Annotated in this window: 8 protein-coding genes; 6 read left to right on the plus strand and 2 right to left on the minus strand. The window is 43.2% G+C overall.

Annotation, left to right across the window (positions count from 1 at the left end; all coding sequences use genetic code 11):
- Nucleotides 1–20 precede the first annotated feature (20 nt).
- Nucleotides 21–3194 (plus strand): TonB-dependent receptor, encoded by a 3174-nt coding sequence (locus tag NBH15_RS19510; protein WP_443146949.1) that lies wholly within the window; start codon nt 21–23, stop codon nt 3192–3194.
- Nucleotides 3195–3223: 29 nt separating this feature from the next.
- Nucleotides 3224–5182, plus strand: coding sequence for a RagB/SusD family nutrient uptake outer membrane protein (locus NBH15_RS19515; RefSeq protein ID WP_128133554.1), 1959 nt, complete (start codon nt 3224–3226; stop codon nt 5180–5182).
- Between the two features lie 80 nt (nt 5183–5262).
- Here the strand turns inward: NBH15_RS19515 and NBH15_RS19520 are convergent, their stop codons facing one another.
- A complete protein-coding gene (locus NBH15_RS19520; protein ID WP_128133555.1) occupies nt 5263–5805 on the minus strand; it encodes an RNA polymerase sigma factor in 543 nt (180 codons plus the stop codon).
- 161 nt (nt 5806–5966) lie between these two features.
- Nucleotides 5967–6965 carry a class II fructose-bisphosphate aldolase gene (locus NBH15_RS19525; RefSeq protein WP_044214855.1) on the minus strand — a complete coding sequence of 333 codons (999 nt, stop codon included), beginning with the start codon at nt 6963–6965 and terminating at the stop codon, nt 5967–5969.
- Between the two features lie 220 nt (nt 6966–7185).
- Between NBH15_RS19525 and NBH15_RS19530 the strand changes: the two genes are divergently transcribed.
- The 4 genes from NBH15_RS19530 (at nt 7186) to NBH15_RS19545 (ending at nt 14370) form a co-directional block, all read left to right on the plus strand.
- Complete coding sequence (locus NBH15_RS19530; protein ID WP_007659112.1) at nt 7186–7440, plus strand: type B 50S ribosomal protein L31; 255 nt, start codon at nt 7186–7188, stop codon at nt 7438–7440.
- A 173-nt stretch (nt 7441–7613) separates the two neighbouring features.
- Nucleotides 7614–8711, plus strand: coding sequence for a phosphotransferase enzyme family protein (locus NBH15_RS19535; RefSeq protein ID WP_244050867.1), 1098 nt, complete (start codon nt 7614–7616; stop codon nt 8709–8711).
- 277 nt (nt 8712–8988) lie between these two features.
- Nucleotides 8989–11790, plus strand: coding sequence for a DUF8487 domain-containing protein (locus NBH15_RS19540; protein WP_244050866.1), 2802 nt, complete (start codon nt 8989–8991; stop codon nt 11788–11790).
- Nucleotides 11791–11952: 162 nt separating this feature from the next.
- The gene (locus NBH15_RS19545; RefSeq protein ID WP_128134303.1) at nt 11953–14370 is read left to right on the plus strand and encodes a hypothetical protein; all 2418 of its coding nucleotides are present in this window, start codon (nt 11953–11955) and stop codon (nt 14368–14370) included.
- Nucleotides 14371–14488: the final 118 nt, after the last annotated feature.

The following is a 14488-nucleotide window of genomic DNA, read 5'->3' on the forward strand; positions in this document are numbered from 1 at the left end:
AATTCATTTAATACCAATATATATCTATTGACTTAGTTCGTCTAGAACTACGTAAAAATGTAAGTATTAACATCCAATCTCAAACGATAGATCAAATTTTATCTGAAATTCTGAAAAACACCGGTCTTACCTACGTTCTCAATGACAGACAGGTAATGATCATGCGAAAAGGAGAAACAGAACAACAGCAAAAAAGTATCTCTATCAACGGAACAATCAGAGATGCACAGCAAGTTCCATTACCAGGTGTCAATGTTATTATTAAAGGTACAACAAAGGGTACAACTACCGATATTAACGGTAATTACTTCATTGAAGTTCCTCATAAAAACACGGTACTTGTTTTCAGCTATATCGGTTTCGAATCACAAGAAATTAAAGTCGGAGACCAGATCAATATAAACGTAAATATGTCTGAAGAATCAAACAACCTGGATGAAGTTGTAGTAGTTGGTTACGGTTCCCAGAAAAAAGTATCCGTAGTAGGCTCTATCACGACCATCGAACCTGCTCAATTGCAACAAGGAACAACCCGCGCCGTTTCCAATAATCTGGCAGGCCAACTGGCCGGAGTGATCGCCGTTCAACGTAGTGGCGAACCTGGTTCTGACGGTTCCGACTTCTGGATTCGCGGTATATCTTCATTCAAAGGGACAGGTATCAAACCATTGGTTTTGGTAGATGGAATAGAACGTACGCTCGATGATCTTTCCGCTGCAGAAATCGAATCATTCTCTGTATTGAAAGATGCTGCTGCCAGTGCTGTCTATGGTGTACGAGGAGCAAATGGGGTTATCATTGTAAAGACCAAAAGAGGGCAACTGGGCAAACCCAAAGTAAATTTTCACTTCGAACAAGGTTTCACACAACCTACCCAGCTCCCGGAATATATCGGATCGGCTGATTATCTTTCATTAATGGATGAACTATATATGGACGCAGGGAATCCTAATCCTCTTTACGGAGAAGAAAAAATCAACAACTACCGTAATAATGTCGATCCGGAGCTTTATCCTAATGTAAACTGGTTGGATGCCGTTTCAAAAGACATGGCATCCAATACACGAGGTGATCTAACTATTACAGGTGGTAGCGATATTCTTCGCTATGCATTAGTTGCGTCCTACTATGGGGAACGTGGTATTTTTGTCACCGATAAAAGCAAAGACTGGGATTCGTCGACCCGCCTGAACAAATACAATATCCGTTCAAATGTTGATATTAACGTCACAAAAACAACCGTTGTCGGCATAAGTATAGGGGGATATTTACAGGAACAAAACGGAATGGCAGTCAGTGGACAGGACATTTGGAATTATGCATTTGATACACCTCCTTTCTACCATCCGATCCAGTATTCCGGTGGACGCGATGTCCGTGTAACAGAGCGCCATAACCCCTGGGCGGAAGCCACACAGCATGGTTACCAGACAACAACCAACTCAAAAGTCGAATCCTTATTTTCTATCGAACAGGACCTGAAATTTATTACTCCCGGTTTGAAAATAAAAGGACTCTTTTCTTTCGACCGTTACTCCAGTTCATGGGTGAAACGCTCCAAAACTCCGACTTACTATAATCCGGCAACAGGCAGAGATCCGGAAACAGGAGAACTGATCCTGACTGTCAGTACGGACGGACAAGAATTTTTGGATACAAAAAGCGAGTCTGCATGGGGAAATAAAGCCACTTATCTAGAAGGGAATATAGCTTACGACCGCACATTCAATAAGAAACACGCAGTCAGTGCCATGTTCCTCTATAATCAACGGGATTATCAGGATGGCAATATTGTTCCGTTCCGCCGCATGGGTATAGCAGGACGTGCCTCCTATACATTTGACAACCGTTACATCGCCGAATTCAATTTCGGTTATAATGGTTCGGAGAATTTCACAAAAGGACATCGTTACGGATTCTTCCCTTCTGTCGCCGTCGGCTATATGCTTTCGGAAGAAAAATTCATGGAACAATTCAAAGAGACTTTCTCTAAAATCAAATTCCGCGCATCATGGGGATTGACCGGTAACGACCAATTGGACGGACGCCGCTTCGCTTTCCTACCAACAATAGACACGGACGGATCATATAAATGGGGTGTAAACAACGATTACAACCGTTCCTCCCGCTTTGAGGGAGAATTTGGTGTGACAGATTTGAAATGGGAAACCGTAGAAAAACTAAATATCGGTATAGAATTAGGTCTTTGGAATGCTCTGGAATTACAGGCAGACTGGTTCAAGGAACAGCGCCGTGATATTTTCATGCAACGTAATAATATCCCGACATCTGCAGGTTTCCGTAAAACACCATGGGCTAACTACGGTAAAGTGAACAACACTGGTATAGATCTTTCATTAACTTACAATAAACAGTTCAATAAAGACCTGCACGTGGGTTTTCGCGGAACTTTCACTTATGCACACAACGAAATTATTGAAATGGATGAAGCGATGGGAGTTATCGGAACAAATCGTCAACGTACCGGAAGAGCTGTCAATGAATTATTTGGCCTCGTTGCCGAAAGATTATTCACAGAAGATGATTTCACTACAAATGAAAAAGGTGACCTGGTTTTAAAAGAAGGTATACCGGCACAAACTTTCAGCGCTATCCGTCCGGGAGATATTAAATATATGGACATCGACGGTGATGGCGTTATCACTAATAAGGATGAGAAGGCAATGGGCGGAACCGTCAATCCAGAAATTGTCTATGGCTTCGGAGCAACAGCTCGTTATAAAAATGTAGACTTCAATATCTTCTTTCAGGGGAACGGGCGGACTTATCGTTTTATCGGAGGAGTTGTTTCCAATTTCTTACCAGGAGCTTCCCAGGGATCTATGGGTAACATCCTGACCAACTACAACGATCGTTGGACCCAGGAAAACCCGAAACAGGATGCCTTCTACCCGCGTTTAAGTTACGGAACAAACGCCAACAACAGCCAAAATTCGACCTGGTGGTTGCGTAACATGAGCATGCTCCGGATGAAAGATATAGAAATCGGTTACACATTTCCCAAACACTGGATTAATTCGGTTGGCCTTGCCAATATCCGCCTCTATGCCAAAGGTTCCAACCTCTTCACTTTCTCCTCCTTCGATCTTTGGGACCCGGAGTTGGACACGGCGAACGGAGCTAAATACCCGATCATGAAATCTTTCTCTTTCGGACTGGATATTAATTTCTAACAGAGTAATAAATATAAAACATATAGAAAATGAAACTACTCAAATATATTGGCTTATCATTTTTAGGCTTATCCCTTAATAGTTGTACGGATTATCTGGATAATGCACCGGATGATACACTAACAATGGAAATGGTATTTAACGATAAAACCAGAACCGAAGACTGGCTCTCCGGGGTTTATAACAGGGTTCCTGACCCTTACTGGAGTCTGTTGAGAGATTATGGTTATGACAGTATGGGAGATGACCTCGATCCTTCCCAACGTTGGTATCAGTGGTGGGGTAATACACTGAATTTCGTAATTGGACAATGGTTTACAAGTTCCTCCTGGGACGGAGCAGTATGGAGTCAATGCCCTGTACGTATCCGTTCTGCCTACCAATTTATTGAAAATGCTCATGCACTTCCGGATCAGGGAGTTACAGAAGAAAAGATAGAAAGAATGAAAGATGAATGCCGCTTTCTGATTGCCTATTATTACTGGATGATGATTGAAGCATACGGCAGTGTTCCTTTCTTCGACGGATTGGCAGAAGTCAATGATCCCAATTTAATGCGCGGGCAGATACCTTTCGACGAAATGGTTGACTGGATTGACGGACAATTAGTCAGCCTATCAAAAAAACTGCCGACTTCCTGGCTAAGCGAATCAACACAGTTCTATGGACGTGCCACTTCCATTATGTGTCTCGCAGTCCGTGCCCGTATGTTATTGTTTGCAGCCAGCCCGCTGGTCAACGGCAATGAATGGTATAATGGATTAAAAAACTATGACGGTAAAGACCGTTTTAGCCAGACTTATGACGCCTCCAAATGGAACCGCGCGGCAGATGCCTGCAAGGAATTGATAGAGGCAGCCCATGCTGCCGGTCACGACTTGGTACGCGAATACAATGCAGACGGGAGCATTGATCCTTTCATGTCCTGCTATAACGTGCTATTCCTGCGTGGAGATGTGAATCCGGAAGCATTATTCGTTCGTTCAGACAGCAACTTCAGTGAATTTGAAAAACATGCTACTCCACGCGGAGCATCCGGTAACGGAGGATTAGGTATTTATCAGACATTAGTCGATGCCTTCTCCATGAAAGATGGTTCATTACCCATTACCGGTTATAAAAGTAACTACGGTTCGCCGGTTATCAATGAAAAGTCAGGTTATACAGAGCGTGGTTTCTCCAGCCAGCCTGATATCCGCAAAACCAAATACAACCTGTATCGCAATTGCCCGGGAGCAACAGTCGATTCTGTAGGTACAGACGGCAATACTTACAATCAGGTTGCAGCTATTGGCACATATAATATGTATATCAACCGGGAACCTCGTTTCTATCTGACCGTTATGTGGAACCGGCAATGGTACCATCAAGCCAACCGCGAAGTACAAATGATGTCTAACGAACAAGATGGTGGCCCCACACACGATGCACCTCAAAATGGTTATCTGAATCGTAAAAAAGTTTCTTTGGAACAAAACCAACGTGATAATATACATCCATATCGCCCAGGAATACTTTATCGTTTAGGGGAAGCTTACCTAAATTATGCCGAAGCATTGAATGAGTGTGATCCGGGTAACGCGGACATTTTAAAATACCTGAACCTGATTCGTGAACGTGCAGGCGTTCCGCAATATGGAACCGGAATTGACAGCAATGGTTTCAACAAGATTCCTTTAAACGGCCAGGAAGAAGTCAGACAGGCTATTTATCATGAACGCCGTGTAGAATTGTGTTGTGAAAATGGTATCCGCTATTTTGATCTGCGCCGATGGAAAAAAGCGGAAGAAGTCTTGGACCAGCCAATGTATGGCATGAATTTCAGCGGAACAGAATTCTCTGACGACCCGAATAACCCCAAAGCATTCTTCGTCCGTACACAATACATCAAACGGGTTTATGAACGTAAATTCTATTGGTATCCAATTTATCAGGAAGAGATAGATAAGGACCCGACACTTATTCAGGCACCATTCTGGGACAAATAAAGACCAATAAATAGATTAATACTACAGATGAGTTTTTAATTCGGAAGGGTAATTCCATCTGGGGTTACCCTTTTCATTTTTTACGATTCAACCAGAAAAATAAAGACTAGCCATAAAGGAGCTACTCCTCCTTGCATACGCTCCAATGCACGATAAATAATTTTACGTACACTTTTAGGCGTTATATGAAGAATTTCCGCTACTTCCTGATAACTCAGTTCCTGCATAAAATGCAAGTAAACAACCTCACGCTGTTTATTGGTCAATAAACGGAATAAATTATCCAGTTGTTCTTCATAAGCCAACCGTTCCTCCTCATCTTCCAGTAATGCAAGTGCATCGACCTTAATCTGGAACTCATATTCCATATTGTCATCAAGACTTAATAAATTGAAATTCTTTTGTTTAGAGGATATAATTCTGTTTTTAAGAGAACGGAGTAAATAAAACTTGGGATTATCCGGCATTTCTATTTTATTTACCGATTCGTATAAATGTAAAAAAACATCATGTATGACATCCAGCACATATTCTTTCTCCATACCGAATGCCATTCCATACGAAAACAATTCATCAACATATTGTTCATACCACTTATCGAACTCTCTTATTTTCTGCTCCATTTATACTTTGCCAGTTATCATGAGAAAGCTTAAAATTCAATTACAAACTTACAAATAATAAAATATTTAATTTTATATTTATACAATAAAAAAGGAGAAAAAACAAAAAGCCACCCCGCAAACACGGGATGGCTTCCTTATATATTTAATCCGTTATCTGATTAAAGTTTATTGTCTGAACCAAGTACATTAAGAATTTTGTGCTTGTACAGTTTTTCCATGTTATCGCGAGCCGGGCCCAGATATTTACGTGGGTCGAATTCAGCCGGTTTTTCAGCGAAAGTCTTACGGATTGCAGCAGTCATAGCCAGACGAGAGTCTGAGTCGATGTTGATCTTGCAAACAGCAGATTTAGCAGCCTTACGCAATTCTTCTTCAGGAATACCGATAGCAGCCTTCAAAGCACCACCGAATTTGTTGATTGTTTCAACTTCTTCTTCAGGAACAGAAGAAGAACCGTGAAGAACGATAGGGAATCCCGGAAGTTTTTCCATTACTGCATCCAATACTTCGAATGCCAATGGAGGAGGAACCATTTTGCCAGTCTTCGGGTCGATGTGGCACTGTTCCGGAGTAAATTTGTAAGCACCGTGAGAAGTACCGATTGAGATAGCCAAAGAATCGCAACCTGTGCGAGTAGCGAAATCGATTACTTCTTCAGGGTCAGTATATGTGTGATGATCTGAAGAAACTTCGTCTTCAACACCAGCCAATACACCAAGTTCACCTTCAACTGTTACATCGAACTGGTGAGCATAGTCAACAACTTTCTTAGTCAAAGCTACGTTTTCTTCATAAGGCAGGTGGGAACCGTCAATCATTACAGAAGAGAAACCTGAGTCGATACAGCTCTTGCAAGTTTCAAATGTATCACCGTGATCCAGGTGCAGAACAATCTGAGGATTCGGACAGCCTAATTCTTTTGCATATTCAACTGCACCCTGAGCCATGTAACGCAACAGTGTTGCATTAGCATACTGACGAGCACCTTTAGAAACCTGAAGGATAACCGGAGATTTTGTTTCAACAGCAGCCTTGATGATAGCCTGCATCTGTTCCATGTTATTGAAGTTGAAAGCCGGAATTGCATATCCGCCTTTGATGGCTTTAGCGAACATTTCTTTTGTGTTCACCAAACCTAAATCTTTGTAATTTACCATTGTAGTATATATTATTACGTTAATGATTGAAAATTCTGCACAAAGATAAGAACTCTCTGAAAACTTTATGCTTTTAAGCATATAAAATAATACAAAAGTAACGCCTTCAGAAAAAATAGTTCGATTTTCTTTGTTAGTTTGAAGCAAATCCATACCTTTGCAAGCCAATTTACCGGTTACCAAACTAATAAGAGTATAAATTAAATTAGATAAAGAAGCAATGAAAAAAGGAATTCATCCTGAAAACTATCGTCCTGTAGTATTCAAGGACATGTCAAACGAAGATGTATTTATCACTCGTTCAACTATCAATGCAAAGGAAACTATCGAAATCGACGGTGTTACTTATCCGTTGGTAAAAGTCGAAATTTCTAATACTTCTCACCCGTTCTACACTGGTAAATCTAAACTGGTGGATACAGCAGGACGTGTTGATAAGTTCATGAGCCGTTACGGTAACCGCAACAAAAAATAATTGAAGATTGACAAAGTTCAATTAACAATTCAAAATGAATTTATAAAAAAGGCAGCGAACAGATTCGTTGCCTTTTTTATTTTATCAAAGATTATTTTTACATTTGCAAGCATGATTGAAAAGAGTACAACAACAACTTGTTTTCAATAGTCAATTATCAATTAATAAATACCATGGCAAAAACAAAAGAAGAATTACTGAACATTCTCGACCAGTTCACACTGGCAGAAAAAGTTGTTTCCGCTGAACCTTTCGGAAACGGACACATTAACGACACGCTGAAAGTAACAAACGAAAAAGGCGAGATCAAATACGTATTACAACGTATCAACCATCTGATTTTTACCAATGTAGATATGTTACAAAACAATATCAATATTGTAACGACCCATATCCGCAAAAAACTGGAAGCTAAAGGCGAAAGCGATATCAATCGTAAAGTACTAACTTTTCTTCCAACTAAAGATGGTAAACCATATTATTTCGATGGTGACAGCTATTGGCGTGTATGCTTGTTCATCCCCAACAGCAAAAGCTACGAAGAAGTAACTCCGGAACTCTCATACGAAGCCGGTAAGGCTTTCGGTGATTTCCAGTCTATGCTGGCAGACCTGCCTGAAGGTTCACTGGGAGAAACAATTCCTAACTTCCACAATATGGAATTCCGTCTGGAGCAATTCCACGATGCAGTAAAGGCTAACGCTGCCGGACGTCTGGAAGAAGTGAAAGATCTGATCGAAGAAATTGAAAAACGTGCCGAAGCAATGTGCATTCAGGAACGTTTGTACCGTGAAGGCAAGTTGCAGAAACGTACCAACCATTGCGACACGAAAGTTAATAACATGATGTTCGATGCCGATACCGACAAGGTACTTTGTGTAATCGACCTGGATACGGTAATGCCGGGATTCGTATTGTCCGATATCGGTGACTTTATCCGTACTGGTGCCAATACTGGTGCCGAAGATGATGAAAATCTGGACAATGTAAATGTAAACATGGATATCTTTAAGGCTTATACCCGTGGTTACATGGAAACAGCCAAGGCATTCCTTTCTCCGCTCGAAATCAGTCTGCTTCCTTATGGTGGCCGCCTGCTGACTTACATGCAGACCGTACGCTTCCTGACAGACTATATCAACGGTGATACATATTATAAGATCCACAGCCCGAAACATAATCTGATCCGTACAAAAGCCCAGTTCAAACTGCTGCAAAGCTTGGAAGAACATGCGGAAGAAATGGATGCGTTTATGAAAGAATGGTTGTAAACAGTCGTATATTTAAATAATTTATAAATAAGAGGTACTTCTTAATCGGTTTATACCAAGTGTAAATCAAGATTGGATGTACCTTTTTACTATTTAGACCTGCCTCTATATTATTAATGCATAAGTAACCGTTTACCGAACGACCAATAAAAGAAAAAATAAAGAAAAGAAATTACCAAATCAGAATATAATCCATCTATAAGAATAAATTATCTATTGATTTTTTATCGAGAACACGATTCCTTTGCATCATAATTTCACATATTATTAAATACTCATGAAAAAGTACTTATCAGTCCTATTTATCTTTTTATCCCTAATGGCCTGCCGTCAGGTTGATGACAAACAATCCCTGCAAGGGAAATGGCTATTTGCCCTCGATCCTAATGACATCGGATTAACTGAACAATGGTATAACAAATCTTTAAACGACACAATTCATTTACCTGGTTCATTACAGGAACAAGGTTATGGCGACAATGTCGGAATAGAAACAGCCTGGACCGGACAAATCGTCGACAGATCATGGTACGATGCTCCCCAATATGAGAAATTCCGTCAGCCGGGAAATATCAAAGTTCCTTTCTGGCTGAACCCGGACAAGCACTATGTAGGAGTTGCATGGTATCAGAAGGAAGTAGAGATACCTGCTTCATGGAACGGCCGGCCGGTAGAACTCGAACTGGAACGCACGCACTGGGAAACGACGCTCTTTCTGGATGGCATGGAAATGGGGAAACACGAATCATTGTCCACTCCGTACAGACACACTTTTAATGAATTGTCCCCCGGAAAACACACGTTAACTCTCCGCGTAGATAACCGGGTAAATATAGAAGTAGGCACAAACGCACACAGTGTATCCGACCATACCCAATCGAACTGGAATGGTGTCATCGGGACAATCAGCCTGACAGCCAAACCGTCCCTCTACATAGACGATATACAGATTTACCCGAATATCACAGACAAAACGATCAAAGCTATAGTCTCGTTGGACGGAACAATCGGAACGAACAGTTCTTCCCTACTTCTTCAGATAGAGAAGAAAAATGGAAGTATCGTTGGCAAACCTTACAAAATAGAGATCACTTCCGGTTCCGGTATGATACAGGAGGCCACTCTAGCAATGGGTGATGACGCTCAGCTCTGGTCTGAACACACTCCGAACCTTTACACCTTACGTGCAGTTATCAAAAACGGCGAAAATAAAGAAGAACAATGCCGCACATTCGGTCTCCGGGAGTTTAAGGCGAACGGTACGCGTTTCGAAATAAACGGACAACCAGTATTCCTTCGCGGGACTCTGGAATGTTGTATATTCCCACTAACAGGATATCCGGCAATGGACAATACTTACTGGACAAAAATATATAACCAATGCAAAGCACACGGTCTAAATCATGTCCGTTTCCATTCCTGGTGTCCACCGGAAGCAGCTTTCGCAGTAGCAGACAGCATGGGTATTTACCTACAAGTCGAATGCGCAGGCTGGGCAACAGTTGGCGACGGAGGTTACTCCGACCAATGGTTCCGTGACGAAAGCGACCGCATCCTAAAAGAGTACGGTAATCATCCTTCTTTCTGTATGATGGCTTACGGTAACGAGCCGGGAGGAGCCAATCAGGCTACATATTTGTCAGGCCTGATAAATTATTGGAAATCAAAAGACCTCCGCCGCGTCTATACAAGTGCCGGTGGCTGGCCTTATGTTGAAAACGCCGACTATTGGGATCCTATGGAACCACGCATCCAACGTTGGGGAGAAGGTATGAACAGTATCATCAACGCACAACAACCCCGTACTGACTTTGACTTTGCCGACATTATCCGGAAAAATATGCCGACTGTCAGCCACGAAGTCGGACAGTGGTGTGTCTATCCGAATTTCAAAGAAATAGAAAAATACACAGGAGTACTGAAAGCTAAAAACTTCGAGATATTTCAGGAAACCTTGAAAGAACATCATATGGCTGACTTAGCAGACGATTTCCTGTTTGCATCCGGACGCCTGCAAACACTTTGCTACAAAGCAGACATTGAAGGGGCTCTCCGTACGCCCGGTTTCGCCGGCTTCCAATTACTCGACCTCCATGATTTTCCAGGACAAGGAACAGCCCTTGTCGGCGTTCTTGATCCCTTCTGGGAAGAAAAAGGTTATGTAACACCGGAAGAGTATAGTACTTTCTGTAACAAAACAGTTCCTCTTGTCCGTTTCCCGAAAATGGTCTGGCTGAACAACGAGACATTGAACGTCCCCCTCGAAGTGGCACATTTCGGAGAAAAACCGTTACAGGCAGCCAATATCACCTGGGAGATCAGCAACCAGGTAGGAGAAAAGATTGCACAGGGCAACTTCGTGAAAGACCTGCCCGTAACCAATTGCATTCCTGCCGGAAATATCGAATATTCATTCTCCGGCATAGAAAAACCGACGCAATTGGTGGTTAGCGCGGAAGTGAAAGAAACCGGCAGTAAAAACCTATGGAACATCTGGGTATATCCGGCAAAACAAGAAACGGTAGATAAACAACCTTATATCACTTCGGCATTGGATAACCAGGCCATGGCACAACTGGAAAAAGGAGAAAACGTCCTGCTCTTGTTGTCACCCGGAAGCATCCTGCCGGAAAAGGGAGGAAATATCAGTGTCGGCTTCTCCTCTATTTTCTGGAACACGGCCTGGACCAACAAACAACCGCCTCATACGCTCGGTATCCTCTGTGATCCCAAACACCCGGCACTGGCAGCTTTCCCCACAGAGAAATATAGCGATTATCAATGGTGGGACTTGGTAAGCCATTGCAATGCGATGGTACTGGACGACTTCCCTGCAGATTACCGCCCGGTTGTACATCTGATCGACGACTGGTTCACAAACCGGAAGCTGGGAATCCTGTTGGAAGGTAAAGTCGGTAACGGCAAACTGATGGTATGCAGTGCCGATCTGCAAACGGAACTGGATAAACGTCCGGCTGCCCGCCAGTTCAGGCAAAGCATCCTGCAATATATGGCATCCGACCGCTTCAATCCGCCTGTATCACTCGACCCGACACTAATCAAATCACTATACAAATAATTAAAACAAAGCATCTGATTTCTACATTCAGGATCAGATGCTTTTCATGTATAAAGAAAAACTATTATCTTCGCTCGTCTTTTGCCCGAAGACTCAACAACAAGCAAATAAGAATCATCAATCGGTGAAATAAAAATAGATAAACACTTTAAACGAACGAACATGAAACAACTCTCTGTAATTGGCAGACTAGTGCTGCTTTTTGCCTTCGTGCTGGTTTTTCAGACCAGGGCCCAGCATGTAAATCTGAAAACCCGTTCCACCCAGATAGGGATAAACAATGAAGGTTACTTTTCTTCTATCCAGGTAGAAGGCAAGGACATTCTTCACACGGGTAAATATCCGCTCGTAACGGCCTGCACAGACAACAAACTCATAACACCGTCCAAAATGAGCGCCAGCGGAAACCAACTTAAACTAACGATGTCCGACGGCGGCACAATCACACTAAAACATAAGGAAAGCGATGTCTGCATCACATTGGAGGTAGCAAATATTCCGGAAAAATACGACGTATTGCTGTTCGGCCCGTTGGCCGTTACGATCAATGAAGTTGTTGGAGACGTAGTCGGCGTTGCGCAGGGTAACGGTGTTGCTTTCGGTATACAGGCGCTGAACATTAAAACGAATGCCGGCATCCCTGACGAATACGGACAATTGATTACCAGCACATACGGTTATAAAGGAAAATCTGCTGAACTGTCGGTAGCCAGCATCCCTGACTTCAAACTGGCAGCCGCCGATATTTCTGACGGGACGGTATTCCATTTCTCCGCCCGCAGAAGAAACAAACAGGAATATCGCAAAGTACAGCAAATACAGAAATCACTGGTCCTCCCGGTCGAAGGGGAAGACGGACTGATAAAAGGTTCAAAAATAGCCTTCTTCGGCTGTAAGAATACAGACGCGCTGGCCCGTATCGGCGAGATTGAAATCGAGCAGGGACTTCCCCACCCGATGTTCGACGGCGAATGGGGGAAAACAGCCCGCGCAGCCATGAAATCTTATCTGATCTCTGATTTCTCGGAAGACAATTTTGATATGATCCTGGACAAGGCTAAGATTGCCGGTTTCGAATATGTTTACCATAGTGACCCGTTCCTGGACTGGGGACATTTCAACTGGGACCCCAAATTCACCAAAGGCGGGGATGAAGGCGTAAAGAAGATGGTAGACAAGGCAAAGGCACAGGGTATCGCTGTCGGTGTCCATACACTCAGTAACTTCACGACTACAAACGACGCCTATGTAACACCGATTCCTTCCGACCACTTGCTGAAACAAGGCATACTCACCCTGACAGCCGACCTGAACAAAGACCAGACCGACATTACAGTCAAAAAGTCGGACCTGTTCTCCATGCCGATGACGCTCAACACCCTTCAGATCGATAAAGAGCTGATTACTTACGGCACAACAGAAGAGCAGGGAGAAAACATTCTGTTGAAAAACTGTAAAAGAGGCGCCTGGGGAACAACAGCCGCCAGCCATTCACAGAAAACACCGCTGTACAAACTCTGGGACTACCCTTACAAAACCCTCTTCCCTGATCTGGTCCTGCAAGACAAATACGCTGACCGCCTGGCTGAGATAATGAATAAAACAGGTATCCGCCAGATATCCTTCGACGGTTTGGAAGGATGTTCCTATACCGGTCAGGACGAATATGCAAACAACCGTTTCGTCTATCGCTTCTACAACCAGCTCGACCAGAATGTGCTTAACGACGCCAGCCGCCTCAGCCACAACTTATGGCACATCCATACCCGTATGAACTGGGGCGAACCCTGGGGTGAAGCGATGCGCACCGGCCAGGTTGAAAACCGTATCAAGAACCAGTCATTCTTCCACCGCAACCTGTTCCCGCGTATGCTGGGTTGGTTCCTGATCCGTCTGGCCGACCGTAATTTCGAATGTTCTTCCCTCGAAGACCTGGAATGGGCATTATCCGAATCAGCCGGTTTCGATGCCGGTTATGCGATGACAATCAACAGTAACACATTGCGCCGTCACGGACAAATCGATAAATTACTGGAAGCGATTAAAAACTGGGATAAGCTGCGCGAAGCAGAAGCATTCACGGACGAGCAGAAAGCCCGTCTGAGAGATCCTCAGACAGAATGGCACCTGGAAAAAACAGACGAACAGAACTACAACCTGTATCCGCTCTATATATCCAAACATTTCCGGTGCAACCTGTCCGAAATGCAACCGGGACAACCGGGCGGTGCCGACTGGTCATGGAGCAGTCCTTATGAAAGCACATATGCCATCCGCCTGAAAGTAGAGGGAGACGGAACCATCAAAGACCCGTCATTCACCACACCTCAAGGGGTGATTAAGTTCCCCTGCGAGATTTCAGACCGCCAGTATCTGCTTTACACATTCGACGGTAAGGCCGTAGTAACCGATAAGAACTATAATGTAATCAGCGAAGTGCAGCCCCAGGGAAATGCCGTACTTCCCGCAGGTTCTTCTGCCGTAGCCTTCTCCTGTGAGCAGACCAGTGAAGACGCTCCCGAAGTAATCATCCGTTACATTACCAAAGGGACTCCGGAAGTGATAAAACTTAATAAATAATGCGAATCAGGAGTTGGCGACCTGATTCAAAGATTAAAAATTAACATAAGAAAGTAGAGCAATTGCCAATTTTCCAAAGGAGTGTACCAACAGCCCTTTGGTAGCTCTTACTTTAGAC

It is taken from the genome of Parabacteroides caeci (assembly GCF_023656795.1).
In the GTDB taxonomy this organism is placed as follows: domain Bacteria; phylum Bacteroidota; class Bacteroidia; order Bacteroidales; family Tannerellaceae; genus Parabacteroides; species Parabacteroides segnis.

Bases quoted from the DNA above. Each gene is read 5' to 3' on its own strand.
- NBH15_RS19515 (WP_128133554.1), top strand. From the start codon at position 3,224: ATGAAACTACTCAAATATATTGGCTTATCATTTTTAGGCTTATCCCTT.
- NBH15_RS19545 (WP_128134303.1), top strand. From the start codon at position 11,953: ATGAAACAACTCTCTGTAATTGGCAGACTAGTGCTGCTTTTTGCCTTC.
- NBH15_RS19520 (WP_128133555.1), bottom strand. From the start codon at position 5,805: ATGGAGCAGAAAATAAGAGAGTTCGATAAGTGGTATGAACAATATGTT.
- NBH15_RS19525 (WP_044214855.1), bottom strand. From the start codon at position 6,965: ATGGTAAATTACAAAGATTTAGGTTTGGTGAACACAAAAGAAATGTTC.
- NBH15_RS19540 (WP_244050866.1), top strand. From the start codon at position 8,989: ATGAAAAAGTACTTATCAGTCCTATTTATCTTTTTATCCCTAATGGCC.
- NBH15_RS19530 (WP_007659112.1), top strand. From the start codon at position 7,186: ATGAAAAAAGGAATTCATCCTGAAAACTATCGTCCTGTAGTATTCAAG.
- NBH15_RS19535 (WP_244050867.1), top strand. From the start codon at position 7,614: ATGGCAAAAACAAAAGAAGAATTACTGAACATTCTCGACCAGTTCACA.